This window comes from Pelatocladus sp. BLCC-F211, from assembly GCF_041928655.1.
Classification (GTDB): domain Bacteria; phylum Cyanobacteriota; class Cyanobacteriia; order Cyanobacteriales; family Nostocaceae; genus Pelatocladus.
The window spans coordinates 26186-43952 of the sequence record NZ_JBHFLM010000081.1 but is presented as its reverse complement, the minus strand read 5'-3'; the positions used below and the strand labels follow the sequence as shown (position 1 = coordinate 43952).

16 protein-coding genes are annotated in these 17767 nt (G+C 41.0%); 4 read left to right on the top strand and 12 right to left on the bottom strand.

Annotation, left to right across the window (positions count from 1 at the left end; translation table 11 throughout):
* Positions 1 to 86 precede the first annotated feature (86 nt).
* Complete coding sequence (locus ACE1AT_RS10150) at positions 87 to 647, top strand: Npun_F5560 family protein (RefSeq protein WP_374867849.1); 561 nt, start codon at positions 87 to 89, stop codon at positions 645 to 647.
* Positions 648 to 900: 253 nt separating this feature from the next.
* Here ACE1AT_RS10150 and ACE1AT_RS10145 read toward each other — a convergent pair whose 3' ends face one another.
* Positions 901 to 1254 (bottom strand): STAS domain-containing protein, encoded by a 354-nt coding sequence (locus ACE1AT_RS10145; RefSeq protein ID WP_374867847.1) that lies wholly within the window; start codon positions 1252 to 1254, stop codon positions 901 to 903.
* Between the two features lie 597 nt (positions 1255 to 1851).
* Here ACE1AT_RS10145 and ACE1AT_RS10140 point away from each other — a divergent pair.
* Positions 1852 to 2481 (top strand): DedA family protein, encoded by a 630-nt coding sequence (locus tag ACE1AT_RS10140; RefSeq protein ID WP_374867845.1) that lies wholly within the window; start codon positions 1852 to 1854, stop codon positions 2479 to 2481.
* Positions 2482 to 2629: 148 nt separating this feature from the next.
* Here ACE1AT_RS10140 and ACE1AT_RS10135 read toward each other — a convergent pair whose 3' ends face one another.
* The 3 genes from ACE1AT_RS10135 to ACE1AT_RS10125 form a co-directional block, all read right to left on the bottom strand.
* A complete protein-coding gene (locus tag ACE1AT_RS10135; RefSeq protein WP_374867843.1) occupies positions 2630 to 3832 on the bottom strand; it encodes an argininosuccinate synthase in 1203 nt (400 codons plus the stop codon).
* 160 nt (positions 3833 to 3992) lie between these two features.
* A complete protein-coding gene (locus tag ACE1AT_RS10130; RefSeq protein WP_374867841.1) occupies positions 3993 to 4787 on the bottom strand; it encodes a DUF2993 domain-containing protein in 795 nt (264 codons plus the stop codon).
* Between the two features lie 127 nt (positions 4788 to 4914).
* Entirely contained in the window at positions 4915 to 6156 is a 1242-nt protein-coding gene (locus ACE1AT_RS10125; protein ID WP_374867875.1) for an ABC transporter substrate-binding protein, read from the bottom strand.
* 326 nt (positions 6157 to 6482) lie between these two features.
* Between ACE1AT_RS10125 and ACE1AT_RS10120 the strand changes: the two genes are divergently transcribed.
* Positions 6483 to 7955: an MFS transporter gene (locus tag ACE1AT_RS10120; protein ID WP_374867839.1), complete on the top strand. Its 1473-nt coding sequence runs from the start codon at positions 6483 to 6485 to the stop codon at positions 7953 to 7955.
* Positions 7956 to 8090: 135 nt separating this feature from the next.
* On the opposite strand, the gene accD is transcribed toward ACE1AT_RS10120, so the two are convergent.
* The 5 genes from accD to ACE1AT_RS10095 all read right to left on the bottom strand — a co-directional run bounded on the left by accD (position 8091) and on the right by ACE1AT_RS10095 (position 13906).
* Positions 8091 to 9050 carry an acetyl-CoA carboxylase, carboxyltransferase subunit beta gene (gene accD / locus ACE1AT_RS10115; protein ID WP_374867837.1) on the bottom strand — a complete coding sequence of 320 codons (960 nt, stop codon included), beginning with the start codon at positions 9048 to 9050 and terminating at the stop codon, positions 8091 to 8093.
* Between the two features lie 685 nt (positions 9051 to 9735).
* Positions 9736 to 10557 (bottom strand): prepilin peptidase, encoded by an 822-nt coding sequence (locus ACE1AT_RS10110; protein WP_374867835.1) that lies wholly within the window; start codon positions 10555 to 10557, stop codon positions 9736 to 9738.
* A gap of 110 nt (positions 10558 to 10667) precedes the next feature.
* Positions 10668 to 10928, bottom strand: coding sequence for a hypothetical protein (locus tag ACE1AT_RS10105; RefSeq protein WP_374867833.1), 261 nt, complete (start codon positions 10926 to 10928; stop codon positions 10668 to 10670).
* A 94-nt stretch (positions 10929 to 11022) separates the two neighbouring features.
* A complete protein-coding gene (gene leuB / locus ACE1AT_RS10100) occupies positions 11023 to 12108 on the bottom strand; it encodes a 3-isopropylmalate dehydrogenase (RefSeq protein WP_374867831.1) in 1086 nt (361 codons plus the stop codon).
* Positions 12109 to 12316: 208 nt separating this feature from the next.
* Positions 12317 to 13906 carry a glycoside hydrolase family 57 protein gene (locus ACE1AT_RS10095; RefSeq protein ID WP_374867829.1) on the bottom strand — a complete coding sequence of 530 codons (1590 nt, stop codon included), beginning with the start codon at positions 13904 to 13906 and terminating at the stop codon, positions 12317 to 12319.
* A gap of 397 nt (positions 13907 to 14303) precedes the next feature.
* Between ACE1AT_RS10095 and ACE1AT_RS10090 the strand changes: the two genes are divergently transcribed.
* On the top strand, positions 14304 to 15002 hold the full coding sequence (locus ACE1AT_RS10090) for a hypothetical protein (protein WP_374867827.1): 699 nt from the start codon (positions 14304 to 14306) through the stop codon (positions 15000 to 15002).
* A 233-nt stretch (positions 15003 to 15235) separates the two neighbouring features.
* Here the strand turns inward: ACE1AT_RS10090 and rsgA are convergent, their stop codons facing one another.
* Genes rsgA through dnaJ form a run of 3 tightly spaced genes read right to left on the bottom strand, consistent with a single transcriptional unit; the run spans position 15236 to position 17762 of the window.
* Complete coding sequence (gene rsgA, locus ACE1AT_RS10085; protein ID WP_374867825.1) at positions 15236 to 16381, bottom strand: small ribosomal subunit biogenesis GTPase RsgA; 1146 nt, start codon at positions 16379 to 16381, stop codon at positions 15236 to 15238.
* The gene (locus ACE1AT_RS10080) at positions 16378 to 16635 is read right to left on the bottom strand and encodes a sulfurtransferase TusA family protein (RefSeq protein ID WP_374867823.1); all 258 of its coding nucleotides are present in this window, start codon (positions 16633 to 16635) and stop codon (positions 16378 to 16380) included. Before ACE1AT_RS10080 ends, rsgA begins: the two co-directional genes overlap by 4 nt.
* A complete protein-coding gene (dnaJ, locus tag ACE1AT_RS10075) occupies positions 16632 to 17762 on the bottom strand; it encodes a molecular chaperone DnaJ (RefSeq protein WP_374867821.1) in 1131 nt (376 codons plus the stop codon). Before dnaJ ends, ACE1AT_RS10080 begins: the two co-directional genes overlap by 4 nt.
* Positions 17763 to 17767 lie beyond the last annotated feature (5 nt).

The window sequence follows — 17767 nt, the reverse complement described above, 5'->3', positions numbered from 1 at the left end:
AGTACTTGGAAGTATGAGCCAAAAGCAGTACAACCGCGTTTATACCTAATAAGGGGAAAGATTATTCACCGGAGATAGTTGCCACTGTGAGCCAAACTGATAACTCCAATATTCAAGCTCTCTCTACAGAAGTATCGAAGTTGCGTCAAGAATTGCAACTTCGTGATCAATTAGTGCAACAGCTGTCTCAAGAACTGTTCCGACTGGTGAAGGGTAATGCTAATTTTATGCCCCAGCCAGAAATGTCTGAGCGTTATCAAAGTCAGCTTCAAGCTTTGCGAGAACAACTACAAGCAGTTGAACAACAAGTAGCTTTTTATCAAGAACAAATTTCCAATCGAGATACTGAAATCTATCAGTTGCGTCAGTCGGTGCAAGAACTAAGCGATCGCAGTCGAATGTTAGAACAAGTAGTACAGGAACTACCACAAATTTATCGTCGTAAGTTTGAGGAGCGTATGACTCCGGTTAGAGAAAAAGTTGCAATGCTACAACGAGAAAACCGTCAGTTACAAGCAGAACTGCAAAGTGTGAGTTATCGTTTAGCCCAGAAAACTCGTACGACTTCTCACAGCGCAGTTGATTTACCAAATTTTCCACCCATGGCATCTGAGGCAGGTAATATTTCTACTGTGCAAAATGCTTAAACTTAATTTTGGCTATGTCAGCATGTGGCATGGCAGTTGCAACTGGTAATAGATTATGGTTGCTTTTGGTGATTCAGTAGTGCTTACTAGCCAAAACACCAATTATTTAGAGAATCAACAGCTTTAGCCAAAAAGTTTATCAAAAAATTGTTTCCCACCCTAGCTACTTTGAGTAGCCTAGAAAGTGCAAAAACTAGTACTGCAAAGCCACTGCTTGACCTAACCATTAGTTTTCAAGTATGGAGTGGCACTTTTAACGTACCAACAACAAATTATTTTTGTTTACAAAACCCAATATTTCTTCTTGATTGTGAACAATTTCAAATACTGAATCGAGTTGAGTCAGTTCTAAAACTAATCTCACAGGTGTTTGTACGTTGCACAGTACCAAACGACAACCATTTTGTCGTGCAGCTTTCAACCCATTAACCAAGGCAACTAAACCGGAACTATCCATAAAATCGACCTCAGCTAAATCAATCACCCAGAGTTGATCACGCTGGGGCAATAATTCAGTCACCTTTTCATTGAAAGCCACACTACCCTCTAAATCCATACGTCCTTGAGGCTTAAACAAGATGATTTGGCGTTCTGATGTGAGAGTCATAAATCTTTACTAGGTTATTGAATCAATCAAAAAACAAAAAAACAGGCATAAAAACTGCTTTGTTTACAACCGTAATAATACTGCTTTCCTTAAAAATTTGGTAGCTTTATAATAGTACGGTTGAGACGAATAATTTCAGTATTCATGCCGTATAATTTATCTTAATCTTTCCTCAATATAGGCATAAGCCTCTAAGAATTTTAGTATTACATGTACTTTTTACAAAATTTTTATAAATATCTAGGAAGTTTATAAATTTTTCATAAAAAAATTTAGCTTTACTTCTGTACATGTACTGGTGTGATAGAACTTAATCTACCGAAATAGTGGCTATTTCGTCAAACTTGACACTAAGTATAGTATCGATAAAAATTTATTTTCCTTGCAATCCCACTAAAATAATGAGTAAAAGCATCCTCTAAATGAAATTTAGGGATCTTCCTGGCTCGAAGAAATTGATGAGTTTGATAAAGCTTATTTAAAGTTTACAAGTACTTAAGTGTGATTTATGTGTCTTTCAAAGACTCGATTGACACACTACAAGAAGACGAGACAAGATATAGTAAAAGTAAACATTTGTAAAGGCTGCGGTGCTGAATGTCTTTGGAATTTATCTCATTAGAAAATATCCAAAGGATTGCCCATGATTATGGATACTGGGCAATTTTTTTCGGAATATTGTTAGAGAACTTGGGCATTCCCATTCCTGGTGAAACCGTAACTCTAGTCGGTGGGTTCCTAGCTGGTAGTCATGAATTAAATTACTGGCTAGTTCTGGGTGATGCTGTTGCGGGAGCCGCGATTGGTGGTATTTGCGGTTATTGGGTTGGTAGAACTGGGGGCTGGCCAATGCTAGTGCGACTCGGCAGCCTGTTTAGATTTTCAGAAACCCGACTGTTGACTATAAAAGAGCAATTTAGTGAAAATGCAGCAAAAGCTGTTTTCTTTGGGCGTTTCTTAGCCTTATTGAGAATTTTTGCTGCACCCATGGCTGGTATAGCTGGAATGCCTTTTGGAAAATTCTGCCTTTATAACATCATCGGGGCGACTGCTTGGGGTGGGGTGATGGTGACACTAGCATTTTTTGCTGGTACTGTTGTTTCCCTAGAACAGTTGGTTGCTTGGGTGAGTAAATTTGCGATCGCTGCCCTATTAATTCTTGCAGCCTTTATCATTATTCCCCTGTGGCTAGAAGCTAGGCAACAGAGAATAGGGACTGGGGATTAAGAGGACAAGGGGGACAACTTCTCAGTTATCAGTTATCAGTTATCAGTTATCAGTTATCAGTTATCAGTTATCAGTTATCAGTTATCAAATTAAACTGGTAACTGTTAACTGTTAACTAATTCATGTCCAATACCCGATCCCCGATCCCCTATCCCCTACGCTGCTGCGCCCAAATCCGAGTTGGCAAACCCCAAACGTAAATGAAACCTTCGGCTGCCTTATGATCAAATTTGTCATCGGCTCCGTAGGTTGCCAAGTCAGGAGTATACAAAGAGTTTTCGGAATGACGCCCAACAATAGTAGCGTTACCCTTAAATAGCTTGACTTGAACTGTTCCCGATACTTGCTCTTGTGTTTTTTGAATAAAAGCATCTAGGGCTGCTTTGAGGGGACTGTACCACAAGCCGTTGTAAATCATTTGGCTGTAAGTTTCTTCAATACCCCGTTTGTAATGGGTAACATCTGCCGTGAGAGTCAAACTTTCTAAATCGCGATGGGCTTGAATTAACACTACCATTGCGGGAGATTCGTAGATTTCCCGCGATTTAATCCCTACCAAACGATTTTCAATCATATCGATGCGCCCAACACCGTGATTTCCTGCAACTTGGTTGAGTTGTTCGATTAATTCAATTGGTCTTTTTGTTTCACCGTTGAGGCTGGTAGGAATACCTCTAATAAAACCTATTTCAATGTATTCTGGTTCGTTGGGAGTGTCAGCGATCGCCTTTGTCAATAAATAAATTTCTTCTGGTGGTTCCACTGTGGGATCTTCCAGAATTCCAGCTTCGATGCTTCGACCAAGGAAATTGCGGTCAATACTGTAAGGAGAAGACTTTTTCACGGGTGCGGGAATGCCAAAGTTTTCTCCGTAGGAGATGGTTTCCTCACGACTCATACCCCATTCTCGTGCCGGCGCAAGAATTTTGAGGTTGGGGTTGAGGGCTGCAATAGATACATCAAAACGCACCTGATCGTTACCTTTACCAGTGCAGCCGTGAGCGATCGCATCAGCACCGTATATTTCTGCTGTTTCTACTAAAACCTTAGCAATCAACGGACGAGCTAAGGCTGTTGCTAGAGGATAACGATTTTCGTAAAGGGCATTGGCTTGAATGGCAGGAAATGCATAATCTTTTACAAACGTCTCTTTAACATCTGCCACTAATGACTCACTTGCACCTGATTTCAGGGCTTTTTCTCGGACTGGTTCTAATTCATCTCCCTGTCCCAAGTCTGCTGCTAGGGCAATTACTTCTTCTACACCCCACTCATGCTTGAGGTAGGGAATGCACACCGATGTATCTACTCCGCCAGAATATGCCAGGACAACCTTTTTGGCGCGACCCATTAGCTTCTCCAGTCAAAAAACAAAGAATCGAGTCAATATTATATCCAAAATAAGCCTTGCATATTTTGTTCATTCAAATATATTGGGTAGCAAATTATCCCATAACCTAGATAACAAAGTTTTCCAATCCCAAATCCCAAATCCAAAATCTAAAATCATATTACCCACTCCTGGGTATACGCTCAATCTCCGCATATCCACTGAAAATTAATCGTTTTCCCTCGGTTTCTAATCGATTTAGCCGCATTTTGACTCCATCTAAGTCAAAGCGATCCAAATCAACCATGTTATCCAGAATTTCTACCAACGCCAGACTCAAGTTTTGCGAGAGTTCTTGCTGTGCTTCTGGTACTTGTTCGAGATCAATTCCTTGATTGGTAAAAGAAATACGCCGTCGCCGTTCAATACTCACAGCTACAGTCATATTAATTGGCACAAGTTCACCGTTGTCTAAATCTGCTTTTGCCAAAATTCGCAGGCGATTTTCCGTCAATAGTTCTACTTGCACGTCAATAAAGGAGACTGGCTTTCCACCAGATAACGCAGTCAAAGCAGGTAGAGATTGATTCAACAGTCGCTTTGTCACTAGTTCTGCTTTAAAGGCCCGGTTAATACCTGCTTCTGTCAACACAACTTGAGCGATCGCCTGGGTGGGTTGTTTGAGACTTAGCTTGCCACTTAAAACAGAGCTAAAGTCAATGGCGACCGCATCGGTTTCGATAAAAATTTCTTCAGCAGCAAAATCTTTACGGATAACCAAGCCACGACCTTTCATTGTGAAGCTATCGATGCTGCCTTGCAATAGCTTGCTGGAAGGGTGACAACGGACAAAGACTTCTACTGACTCGCTTTTGGTGAACAGGTGGCGAATTGTTTGGGTAGCAACAGTGTTGAGCATCTGTTCTCCCCAGTCTGTGCCTTTTGGATTTGTTAAACCAGTAAGTCCGCCGAACATTTGGGTTGATGTCTCTAGAAGTTCTTTGTATTTTTGTAACAAATTGTCAAGAGAACAGCAACCATCTAGGGATTAGTTGTGTTAATGGTTAGGTGTGGGTGTTGCATATTTGTGGAATGATCTTATTTTATTCCATCGCTCGAATTAATTTATTTGCTTGTGTTTGCGCTCGTTGCATTGCTTGTTGTAGTGGTTGTTGTCCCAGTAAAGCACTGATAAATTGGTTATCAAAGTTGTTCATAATGGCGGCGGGGTATTTGCCTGCTTGCCAAGGCATAGCATAGCTGACTCCGGTGACAAAGGGCGATCGCAACGGATCTTTGTCGTAACCCAATTTTTCAGCTACTGATTTACGTGTCGGTAAAGTAAAGCCTGTTGCTGTCCACTTTTCCATACCTTTCTTACCTGTGAGGTAGGAAATCAACTCCCAAGCTTCAGTTTTATGTTGTGCTTGTTTGTTCATGACGTAGGCAACAGTAAATAGCATTGTGCCTTTTTTATCATTAATTCTTGGTACTTCTGCGGTAGCAAAATCAAGTTGGGGAAAAGTTTCCTTCAAGTAGGTAATAGCCCAGTTGCCTTCAATCACCATTGCTACTTTACCTTGACCAAACATTTCACTGCCTGAGTTTGTGCCAACGTCCGATTTTTGAGCGGCGGTATGATCTTTTTGATACTGGTCTACTACCAACTGTAATCCTTTGATCCCAGCTTCCGAAGCAAATACAGCATAACCATTTGCATCTACGAGTTGTCCACCAAAGGCTTTGATTTTGTAAGCTTGACGTCCTAACTCTGGGATGATGCCATAGCCGTATTGGTCAATTTTATTGTCTTGGTTTTGATCTACTGTTAACTTTTTGGAGTAAGTACGCAACTCATCCCATGTTGTGGGAGGACTTGTTAAGCCTGCGGTAACAAAAGCTCGCTTGTTGTAAAAAAGAGTCAGGGTAGAGTAGTCTTTGGGTAAACCATATATATGATTGTCGTACTTAAAGCTGTTAAGTATCGACTCCTCAAAATCAGCTAGGTCAAATTCTGAGTTAATATAAGCATCTAATGGCTCTAGAACTTTCTGGCTCATTAAGAAAGGAGCCTCAAAAGCATCCAAATAGAAGACATCAGGCGCTGCTTCTCCAATCAAGCGCGTTTTAATCACATCCATGTACTGATCAGCAATGACCTCATACTTTACCCTGATACCTGGATGCTGGGCCTCAAAGTCTTTGAGTACCTGTTTCAATAGTTTTTGCTCAGTCGGATCTGCACCCCAGCCGCTAAGTTTGAGGATGACTGGAGTGGTTGTCGTGGTAGTGTGGGGCAAGGGCGAATTCTGGCAACCAATCACGCAAAGAGCGATCGCTACCATGAACGCCAAAAATTTCCCAAAAATTCTTTTGCTCACTGCATAATAAACATTCTTCTTATAGCTTCTCTTACTCTGGAATGAATTTTGGAAAAATTAAATTTTTATTAATAAATGCACGGTAGAATAACTAACAATTGACATTCATCTTGAGTTAAGAACATATGTCTCAAAAAATTGATATATTTTAGTTTTTCTAAATTAGAGAAGAGCAAATAAAAACAAAAAGCTATTTTCTCGCCTGAAAAACAGATATAAATAATGGCTAATATGTCATGGCAATTAAAAATTAATTATTAACTATTAACTATTAATTATCTACTCAGTTCATGAATCATGATCAGATGGAAACAGATTTACCAATAATATCAGAAATTTCTGAGATTGAAATTTCAAAAACAACTATTTTTTCTGATATTTTACCAAAAGATAAAGACAAATTTTCCAAAGATGCGATTCGTACTAGCCTTAAAGCTTCAACCATAGATGGTATATTTGCAGGCATCTTTGGGATTACGACTGGCGGCATTTTATTGAGTAATTTTTTAGTAGAGTTGGGTGCTAGTCCACTGGCTTTTGGGCTGCTTGCTTCTATCCCGATGCTGGTGAATTTAATTCAGCCTTTAGGTGCTTATATATCAGAACGTTTTCCCAGTCGCTGTCAGTATTCTCTCTTAATTTATGCACCTTCTCGACTAATTTGGTTGATTTTAGTAATTGGTATAGCAGCCTTTAGCCAGAAATTAATTGATTCTCAGCAGTTAGTTACACTAACACTGTTGATTGTCTTAGTCAGCCATCTTTGGGGTGGGTTAGGTAGTGCATCTTGGCTTTCGTGGATGGCTACATTAGTCCATCGACGTTTGCGGGGGCGATATTTTGGCATACGCAACAGTGTTGCTAGCTTGACTAATTTGATTTGTGTACCTTTAGCAGGATTGGCTGTATCTCATTGGTATGGTGGTACTCTCCAAGGTTACGGAGTAGCACTGTTTATAGGTATTTTGTTTGGGATGATGAGTTTGGCCTGTCAGTACTTTAAGCTAGATATCAATCCTCAAGCACAAAATGCTGTCGTTACAGATGCAAAAAATTTAGATGTCACTACCAAGGGGGAAATAGCAGATGTTAACTTGATCTCTCAAGCAAAATTTTGGCAGAGTATCCGCAAGGACACCAATTTTTTGATGTTTTTGCTTTACTTCAGTGTATGGATGTTTGCTGTTAGCCTTTGTAACCCCTTTTTCAATCTTTACATGTTAGATACCCTCAACTTAGATGTCAGTTGGGTAACTGTTTACAGCAGCCTGCAAGCAGGGGCAAATATGTTAATGTTGATTCTCTGGGGCAGATTAGCAGATAAAATCGGCAATCGTTCTGTTCTATTTTTAATTGGAATTTTGGTAGCGATCGCACCTTTGTTGTGGTTGGGTATTGGCTACACTTCCCTAGATATGTGGCTATGGTTGCCAATGTTACACATTTTCTTGGGAGGAACTGGAGCGGCTATTGATTTGTGCGGTAATAATATGCAGCTAGAAGTTGCACCAGCGAGAAATCAGTCAATATATTTTGCAACGGTAGCTGCGGTTGCTGGCTTGTGTGGTGCTTTCGGTACAATTCTTGGTGGTTTTCTCGTACAAATTAATTTTTGTGGAGGTTTACTAGGATTGTTCGTTTTCTCCACAATATTTAGGCTTGTTGCACTTTTACCGCTCATTTTTGTGCAAGATTCACGCGGACAGTCTTTTATCCAAGCCTTCCAAATTTTTCGACCGTTTAGGCTAAGGGTTAGAGGTTAAGGATTTGGGGGCTAAAAACCTGCTTTTATTGGCTGATTGTTTGCGATTCGACTTGCTGTCTTAGTGTCTTAGTGGTTAAATTAAAATTTATTTTTTCACCACTCAGACACAAAGACAAAAATGCTTGTTCCTTGACTATTCTGCCAGTGTCGAACTTAAACTCATAGTTTTCTCCCACAACACTACATTATGAGTGTTGGTTGTAGTAGGGGGCTGATGTAGAGAGATTAACTGAGTTAAAGTACTTTTTAATTGGGTACGCGGTACAATTTCATCAACAAAGCCGTGTTTTAGTAAATCTTCGGCAGTTTGAAAATCATCAGGTAGTTTTTCTCGTAAGGTTTGCTCAATCACTCGCCGACCTGCAAAACCAATGGTAGCTTTGGGTTCTGCTATGATAATATCACCTAACATAGCAAAACTGGCGGTAACTCCACCTGTGGTAGGGTTAGTTAATATTGGCACATACAACAAGCGTGCTTCTTTGTGTCGTTCTAAAGCTGCGGAAATTTTCGCCATCTGCATAAGTGAGAGCATTCCTTCTTGCATTCTGGCTCCACCAGATGTACAGACGATGACTACAGCATACCGCCTTTGAGTAGCTTGTTCAATTAAGCGGGTGAGTTTTTCGCCTACTACTGAACCCATGCTTCCACCCATAAAGCGAAAATCCATTACCCCAAGGGCGATTGGTAAGCTGTTAATTTCACCCAAACCTGTTTTGACAGCATCTACCAAGCCGAGTTTTTCTTGTGTTTCCCGGAGGCGATCGCTATAGGCTTTGCGATCGCGAAATCCTAAAGGGTCGTCAGGACGTAATTGTTCATCAAGCGGCCTCCAGGTATTAGAATCTATCAACTGGTGGATGCGCTCATCACTATCTACCCGATTATGATGTCCACATTCGGTGCATACCATTAAATTTGCTTTTAAATCTTTGGCATAACTTAATACACCGCATTTAGGACACTTATTCCATAGTCCATCTGCGATTTCACGTTCTTGGCGTTCTAGACTGATAGGCCCTGATTTCCGTCGATTTGCAAACCAATCAAACAGAGATTTTAAACCACGTGATTCTTCGTTGTTTGCCATGTGTTTCTTATGCCAGTAGAGTATGTCAAAAACAGGTTAATCCCTTTAGTGGAGTCATTGTCATTTGTCATTCGTCATTTGTGTTTAGTTTCTACTAATGACTCAATTACTAATAACTACACAACAAAATTTGTCTTTTAAGCAATATTTCAGATTAAGTTTTGCATCTGTGCTTGTCAGCTTAACGAAAATAAGTAAACCAGTTCAAGTGTGTTGTTCTAGATGCCAAGAAGTTTATAACTTTTCAGGTATGAAGAATATACAGTTAGTTATTGGACAGAGTAAATTTCAGAGTCGGATCAGGGGAAATATTGCTTTGTTTTAATCCTTCATATCCCAAATTTACCTGTAAAGCTATGGATATACCATCCCTGAGATAGAAGTTCACCCCCAGACCAATAATAAACTGTTGATATGTGGTAAACAGCTAGATATTGCGGCATTAGTTTAGTTTTTACACCCTTAATTTTGTAAAGAAAGTTATCCACCATTACAGAATTAATCTTAACAGAAGTTTAATACTATTAAGGGTAATGAAGTTTACAGTTGAAGGTTGATAAGTAAGGGTGTCCTGAAATAGGCTGCTTTTTCTCTATCTCCTTGTAAGTTCATGTTTCGGCTTTCTGCAAAGAATATATGTGCAAATATTCCATGCAAGTCTCTATTCCCTATTTCCTGTTCCCTTTTACCTTCCATTGACAAACAACCGTAAGTAGCTAGACAAAATTGTCTCACCACCAAACAAAGTCACTACAGATCCAAGAGCTAGAAACGGGCCGAAAGGCATTTTGTATCCCCATCTTCGCCGCGATAAGATAATCATACCGCCACCTACGGATACTCCCAACAAGCAAGCAACAAAAGCAGCCAAGAGTAAATACTTCCAACCTAACCAGGCTCCCATCATGGCTGCTAACTTGGCATCACCTCCACCCATTACAGTTTTACCAAAAATAATTGAACCAACTGTAGCGATCGCGTCAAACAGCCACAATCCTAGTACTATTCCCAGGCTCGCTGTCATCAAGTTACTAGCGACTCTTGTCCAGCTGCCATCAGGCAAAAAACCAACTACTGCTTGAAACACTATCCCAATCACTAATCCTGATTGAGTCAGTTGGTTTGGTAAAGTCATTGTATCTAAATCAATCAGTGACAATGCTAGTAACCAACTACAAAATACCCAGTAACTAATCGTAAACAAAGATACATTAAAATTCCAGAAAATTAGTATAAATAACAGTCCTGTTACCGCTTCTACCACAGGATAACGCAGAGCAATTTTACCTTGGCAATAACGACAACAGCCTTTTAACCATAGCCAACCTAGCACTGGTACATTATCGTATGGCTTAAGTTTAGTTAAGCAATGAGGACAGCGAGAAGGAGGAAAAAGCAGGGATAAACCAGCAGGAAGCCGATAAACCACAACATTAATAAAACTGCCAATAGAAATACCCAAGGCAAATACGATTAAATTTGCCAGGATGAGCATCAAAGTATCCATAATCAGTGCTATGTCATTTGTCTTTTGTCTTACCCTGCGGGTAAACGCTTGCGCGTCTATGTCATTTGTATAACACCAATGACTAATGACCAATGACCAATAACCAAAGACTAATACATATGTGATTCAATTTGATTCAAAGGTACAAAACATTCTGCGGGCAAGAGGGCTGGTTGACCATTAAAAATCACCTTGCCCCGATGAGTATCACGGTTAATTGCTACACCAGATGCTTGTCCAGCCATTTCAGGGTGTACTTCGCAGTAAGTGTAGTAGATTTTACCAGCTGCTCTGATGACGGCAGGATCAATCAAAGGTGGCTGGTTCTTAGGTTTGGTATAGTTTACTTGTTCTTGTCGTAAAGCGTACACGACTTATTGAGTATAGTTATGAGGTTTTGTGTTAATAGTGTATACGAAAGTTTCAGCAATGGTTGCTAAAATTTTCGTTTGCTACTATGGCAGATTATTCTTCCAATACTTGAATTAAAGCCTCACCCATCGCACGACAACCCAATAGTTGCATACCCGAAGACATGATATCTCCGGTTCGAGCGCCATTTGCTAAAACTTGCAACACACCGTTTTCCAAATAGTCTGCGGCGGCGGCTTGGTTTAAACCATAGCGCAGCATCATGGCTGTACTCAAAACTTGGGCTAGGGGATTAGCTTTATCAAGTCCAGCAATATCAGGGGCAGAACCATGAACAGGTTCAAACACTCCTAGACCGGAAGCACCTAAACTAGCAGAAGGTAACATGCCAATGCTACCAGTGAGCATCGCAGCAGCATCTGAAAGGATATCGCCAAACAGGTTCCCTGTGACAATAGTATCGAACTGTTTAGGAGCGCGCACTAACTGCATAGCAGCATTATCTACATACAGATGAGTGAGTTCCACATCCGGATATTGCGCTGCTAACTTCGTCATGCGATCGCGCCACAGTTGCGATACTTCTAAAACATTGGCTTTATCTACTGAACAGAGTTTGCTTTGGCGTTTACGTGCTATTTCAAATGCAACTCTACCAATGCGATCAATTTCAGACTCGGTGTAGGCCATTGTGTTGACACCACGCTTTTCACCAGTTTCCGTGTCAAAAATTCCCTTGGGTTTACCAAAGTAAATTCCACCAGTGAGTTCGCGCACCACCATAATATCAACGCCTTCGACGATTTCTCGTTTCAAAGTAGAAGCATCAATTAACTGGGGTATGATTTTCGCCGGACGCAAATTCGCAAATAATTCCAAACCTGCACGTAGTCCAAGTAAACCTGCTTCTGGACGCAAATGAGATGGTAAAGAATCCCACTTATAACCACCAATCGCCGCTAATAATACTGCATCGCTGTTGCGGCATACATCTAAAGTAGCTGCTGGTAAAGGTTCCCCTGTGGCGTCAATTGCTGCACCACCGATCAGTGCTTCTTGGAATTCAAACTGAAGATCAAATTTTTTTTCCACGACTTTCAGCACGTCTACCGCCACAGCCATAATTTCAGGGCCGATGCCATCGCCAGGAAGTAAGGTAATGCGGTATTGCTGTGCCATAGTAAGTTTTAATTGGATGAGTGTTTAAGCTTGCAGAAAAATATCATAATCGAGCAATGGCACCAATGGCATGGAAAATATAGGATGAGCTACAAAGATACCAAAGTTAATAATCAAAGATAGTGTTTGACACCATTAGACACAAAAAATGCACACAAATAATATCATTTAGTGTCTATCTGTGTGCATTCGTGGTCATATTTTGGAATTACAACGGACGGTAGACGCGATAGTTGATGCTAGGGAATATGTTATCCATAAACTCGACTTTTTCTAACCAACCGCTATCGATTTTGCCGATATTGATATCTTCGTAGAGTTTGTTAAACCGCATGAGATGCGATCGCGTCCTTCTCACAGCATAAGGAACCATTGTCCCTGTCCGCATAATAAATGCCCAGTCGGAAGATTGTGCTAAAAGTAACTCTCTTGCTGCTTGGTTAAGTGCTTTCCATTCCAGTTCATCTGCTACTTCTCTTTTAGATAGTTCAATCATACGTTCAGCAGCTTTATGCAAATGTGGGTAAATCCACGCATTCGTCTCATTCAACCAATACTCATGGAAACCCTTAAAACCCCAGCTTGATTGAGATGGACGGCAAACTTGCTGATTTGGCTGGACGCGTAAATAATCCGCTAAATGAGTCATTTGATACGTTTGTTGGTCGTACCATGACTTGCGGAACAAATAATCAATGAACCAGGGCCCTTCATACCACCAATGTCCAAACAATTCCGCGTCATAGGGGGAAACCACAATTGGCGGACGCTGCATAATCCCGTAGAGATGCCCTACTTGCTGCTCACGGTTATACATAAAATTAGCAGCGTGTTCGGCAGTTTTTTCCCTTGCCCAATAGGGATCATAGAGGGCTTTATCTGCTAAACCGAGACCTCGACCAGTGATTTTATGATATTTGATCCCCGTGTTTTTTCGCTGACCATTGGGCATAATGTAGGGCTTGATGTATTCGTATTCAGCTTCCCAACCCAAGTCTTTGTAAAACTCTCGATATTCCGGCGCACCAGGATAACCTACCTCAGAAGACCATACCTGTTGAGAGGATTCATGATCACGTCCAAAAGCAGCCACACCAGTTTCTGTAAAAATAGGAGCATAGGTGCCAAAGCGGGGACGGGGACGGGCGTAGAGGATACCATGTCCATCAATCAGAAAATAGCGCAACCCAACATCTGCCAGCATCCGCTCTAAACCTTCATAGTAGGCACATTCAGGTAGCCAAATTCCTCTAGGCGGACATCCAAAAATTTCCTCATAGTGTTCACAGGCTACCTGTAACTGCGCCCACACAGCTTGTGGATACATTTTCATCAGTGGTAGATAACCATGGGTAGCACCGCATGTGATGATTTCGAGATTATTTGTATCTTGGAACTGCTTAAAAGCTGTTACTAAATCACCTTTATATTGCTCCCAGATTTTTCGTGTAGAGTTAAATTCACTGGCGTAATGTTCGGCTAAATATTTAATATGACCGTTGTGAGCATTATGCTCAATTTCTAGTTCTACAAGTTCTTCCAACTTTGCTAAGTGTTCGTTGTAGCGTTCTTGTAGCAACGGATCACGCAGCATCGACACCAAAGGTGGTGTCATACTCATAGTGATTTTAAAGTCTATACCGTCTCGCTTTAAACCTTCAAAAACTCGTAGTAAAGGGATATAAGTTTCTGTAATAGCTTCATAAAGCCATTCTTCTTCCAGTACATAGTCACTTTCTGGATGCCGGACAAAGGGCAGATGTGCATGAAGTACTAGCGCAACGTAGCCGATAGCCATAATGATTTCGGGGTGGTATTAATATATCTAAGGTTGGGGATTTGGCAGAAGTTAACAATATTTTAAGACTTTCTGGGGATCGTAACAGGCTTTAGGCAATTCTTTTATGATGGCTGACACTCCAGACTCGAAAAAAGCAGCTATGCTGGATGAATTGCCCACAAATTTATAGTGGGTATAAGCGTGTGATGGTATGGGGTCTAGGAGGAGTCTTATTTTCATGCTTGGCAGTGAAATTTTTTAATGGGACTACCTTCTTCAAACAAAGCAGCGAATTTGTGCGGAACTGACAGGAAAAAAAAGAAGAGATGGAAATTTCTCAATTAGTTTTTACAAAAATTAAAGACTAACGTAGAAAAGTTAAGGCGTTTTTTGTTTACCTATGAAATTATTACAAGTGAAAAAGCAAATTGCTTTAATTTTATCCATCTTCACTAGTGCTGTTTTTGTGGCTATCCCAGTTCAAGCAGTTCCTTCTGCTGATACACCCAAAGAAGCAACTTCCCCAGCTTTAGAAAAAAAAGCACCGATACAAATCACTACACTGACACTTCAAGATTTGCCATCTGGGTATAAAGAAATTCCACCCGAACTCAAAGAAGCGATCGCGACTCAGTTGGAACCTTTTAAACAGCTAATTGCTAAAGAAAATCTGCCATTAAATAACTTTTTTGCCTTTATTGACCCCAAAAAAATGGAAGTAGTTATGGGCTTTACGGGAATGCTAGCAAATCCAACCCAACAAGCTCAATTCGATGCTGCTTTACAGCAAGTACAAAAACCAGAATTTGAGAAAGAAATCAAAAAACTACAACAAACATTGCCATCAGATCAGCAAGTTCAATTGTTAGGTTACAAAAATCTCCCAGAAACGAATAAACTCGCTAACAACTCTACTGGATTTAGTTTAGGTGCAAAGGTACAAGACCTACCAGTAAATTTTGACGTCATCGGCTTCCGTCGTAGTAATTTTGGGTCATTTACCACAATTATGTATTTAACTGAAAAACAACCTTCTATCTCTGTCAAAGATATCGCTACCAAGTTAGATGGACGTTTTTTAAAATCATCTTCCGCAACAAATTTACCAAACTGAGACTGCAACTAAAGTTGCTACGCATTCATGAGGCGGCGATGTCGAAACCTGCGTCCGACATTTCAGCCGCCGTCCCCACACCTGAAAGGAGTCGGCTTTCTGCTTTCATTGTTGTAAATCAATTTTAGATTTTGGATTTTGGATTTTGGATTGACTCCACTTATGAAATCTGGGAGCTTATATCTTCAAAGAAGTATCGGTCATTAGTAGTTATGTTTCTCTATTCCTAATCCCTATTCTTCGCTCTCTCGATATAATTCTTGCAATTCTTGTAACTGTGTCCGCCGAGATTTTTGACGATATTTTTTAGTTTCTAATTTCGGTTCGTACTTTTGCTTACCTTTACCTTTTGTTTTGACTTTAATAGTAGATTCTGGATCAGCTTGTTGATTGAGTTGAGATTGACGTGCGATCGCTTCTTCTAAAAACTCTAAATAATGCTGATAACGCTCCCAATCCCCCCGAACTGCACAATCAGGTTCGTCTCGATGCAGACAGTTACTAAATCGACATCTAGCAACAGCTAACCTCTGTCTCGCTTCTGGAAAATAAACAGCTAATTCTTCTGGTGAACAATCCAATTCAGGCTGATTAAAACCGGGCGTATCCGCTAACAAACCACCACTAGGCAAATCAAACAACTCTACGTGGCGGGTAGTGTGACGACCACGGGCAAGTTTACCAGAAATTTCACCTACTCGTAGGTTGATACTAGGAATCAAAGCATTGATTAAACTTGACTTTCCGACACCTGAAGGGCCAGCAACGACGGTAATTTTATCTTTTAGCCGGATTGATAATTTGTCAATATTTATACTTTTATATACGCTTATAAAACTTGGCTGATAACCCCAGTTGATGAGGTGTTTATTTACTTGATCTTGCTGTTGAGTTGTAATTAAGTCACTTTTATTTAGACATAAAACCACATCTAAACCTGTAGACTCAGCTTTTACTAAAAAGCGGCTGAGTTGGTATGGTTCTAAAGGGGGATCAGCGACAGCAAAAACTAAAAGAATTTGATTGACATTCGCGATCGCTGGACGATCCAATTGATTTTTTCTGGGTAAAACATCAGCGATCGCGCCTCGTTTACCAGCCCAATCTGGTTCTTCTACCAGGACGCGATCGCCTACCATTACCTGCTGCCCAATTTTTTTTAAGCGCGTTCTACGAGTACAAAGCAAGAGCGGGGGATAGAGGGATGGGGGAGACAAAGAAGAAGGGACAGGTAAGGGATAAAATAGCTTCTTGTCTTCCTTGTCCTCCTTGTCTTTTTCCTCACTTCCTAGATCAAGCTGTACTCGATAAAAATTAGCTTGCACGGCTAACACCGTACCCAAAAACCTCAAGGAATCTTGTAATACTTCCTCTGTCATGAGGTACTAATGGGACGGCGTACTAACAAAGAAAAATAGCCAGCACAGTCTGTAATTTGTTCTACCTGATAACCTGCCATTGTCAGACTATCAGGAACTTGCTCAATTGGCTCACCAGGATCTAGCCAAACTTCTAATAAAGATCCGGGTTGCATTTGTTCTAAACGAAGTTTTGTGCGTACAAAATTAATCGGGCAAGGGGTGCCGCGCAAATCCAGTTGAGCATCAGGAGTTGAAACAGAAAATAGACTCATCTTTGATGAAAGAAATTGCCCAAAAAACCTTCTATACCACCTTTCCCAGTGCGGTCTCCTCTAATTTTAGCTAGCTTTTCTAACAATTCTCGTTCCTCTGGAATTATCTTGTTGGGAATATCAATCAATATTGTAATCATGTGGTCGCCCCGACTCACTGGGTTCCCCAAACGTGGCACACCACGATTTTCTAACTTCATCACCGTATTTGGTTGAGTACCAGGTGGAATCGTAAGTTCCACAGGTCCATCTACCGTATTAACTTCAAAACGAGAACCTAAAATCGCTTGGAGATAGCTAATTTTTATTTCCGAAAGAATATTTATACCTTCTCGCTGGAATTCTTGGTCTTCATTGACGAACAAGTAGACGTACAAATCTCCTGGTGGACCTCCACGTTGACCGGCGTCACCTTCTTGAGATATCCGCAAGCGTGTACCGTTATCTACCCCAGCAGGAATAGTAATTTTGAGCTTCTTGGTAACTTGATTTGCACCCTTACCGTCACAAGCATCGCATTTGTCTTCTATAACCGAACCTGTACCATTACAGGTGGGACAAGTCGATACTTGAGTAAAACTACCAAATGGTGTCCTCGTCACACGGCGTACTTGACCCGAACCGCTACAAGTAGAACAAGTACGAGGGCGAGTACCGGGTTTGGCACCAGAGCCATTACAAGCTTCACAAGTCTCTAAATGCGAAATGCGAATTTCCTTTTCACCACCAAATACCGCTTCTCGAAAGTCTAACTTCAGGTCTAGCCGTAGGTCATCACCCCTAACTGGACCACTGCGTCGTCTTTGCGTTTGAGTACCCATACCACCAGCAAAGCCACTGAAGATGCTTTCAAAGATATCGGCAAAACCGCCCATATCCACATCTTGGTAGCCTACACCAGCGCCTGCTGAAACTCCAGCTTCACCAAAGCGGTCATAACGAGCACGAGTTTCGGGTTCTGAGAGTATCTCATAGGCACGGTTAATTTCCTTAAAGCGTTCTTCGGCTCCCGGTTCCTTGTTCACATCTGGGTGATACTTCCGGGCTAGGCGGCGATAGGCGTGTTTGATTTCTTCTTTATCGGCGTCACGAGAGACACCCAGAATTTCGTAGTAGTCGCGGGCCATATAGC

What these genes read in the sequence shown, in the direction of transcription:
- accD (WP_374867837.1), bottom strand. Translation starts at nt 9,050, where the DNA reads ATGGCAAACAACGAAGAATCACGTGGTTTAAAATCTCTGTTTGATTGG.
- ACE1AT_RS10140 (WP_374867845.1), top strand. Translation starts at nt 1,852, where the DNA reads ATGTCTTTGGAATTTATCTCATTAGAAAATATCCAAAGGATTGCCCAT.
- ACE1AT_RS10120 (WP_374867839.1), top strand. Translation starts at nt 6,483, where the DNA reads ATGAATCATGATCAGATGGAAACAGATTTACCAATAATATCAGAAATT.
- leuB (WP_374867831.1), bottom strand. Translation starts at nt 12,108, where the DNA reads ATGGCACAGCAATACCGCATTACCTTACTTCCTGGCGATGGCATCGGC.
- ACE1AT_RS10095 (WP_374867829.1), bottom strand. Translation starts at nt 13,906, where the DNA reads ATGGCTATCGGCTACGTTGCGCTAGTACTTCATGCACATCTGCCCTTT.
- rsgA (WP_374867825.1), bottom strand. Translation starts at nt 16,381, where the DNA reads ATGACAGAGGAAGTATTACAAGATTCCTTGAGGTTTTTGGGTACGGTG.
- ACE1AT_RS10135 (WP_374867843.1), bottom strand. Translation starts at nt 3,832, where the DNA reads ATGGGTCGCGCCAAAAAGGTTGTCCTGGCATATTCTGGCGGAGTAGAT.
- ACE1AT_RS10130 (WP_374867841.1), bottom strand. Translation starts at nt 4,787, where the DNA reads ATGTTCGGCGGACTTACTGGTTTAACAAATCCAAAAGGCACAGACTGG.
- ACE1AT_RS10125 (WP_374867875.1), bottom strand. Translation starts at nt 6,156, where the DNA reads ATGGTAGCGATCGCTCTTTGCGTGATTGGTTGCCAGAATTCGCCCTTG.
- ACE1AT_RS10110 (WP_374867835.1), bottom strand. Translation starts at nt 10,557, where the DNA reads ATGGATACTTTGATGCTCATCCTGGCAAATTTAATCGTATTTGCCTTG.
- ACE1AT_RS10145 (WP_374867847.1), bottom strand. Translation starts at nt 1,254, where the DNA reads ATGACTCTCACATCAGAACGCCAAATCATCTTGTTTAAGCCTCAAGGA.
- dnaJ (WP_374867821.1), bottom strand. Translation starts at nt 17,762, where the DNA reads ATGGCCCGCGACTACTACGAAATTCTGGGTGTCTCTCGTGACGCCGAT.
- ACE1AT_RS10080 (WP_374867823.1), bottom strand. Translation starts at nt 16,635, where the DNA reads ATGAGTCTATTTTCTGTTTCAACTCCTGATGCTCAACTGGATTTGCGC.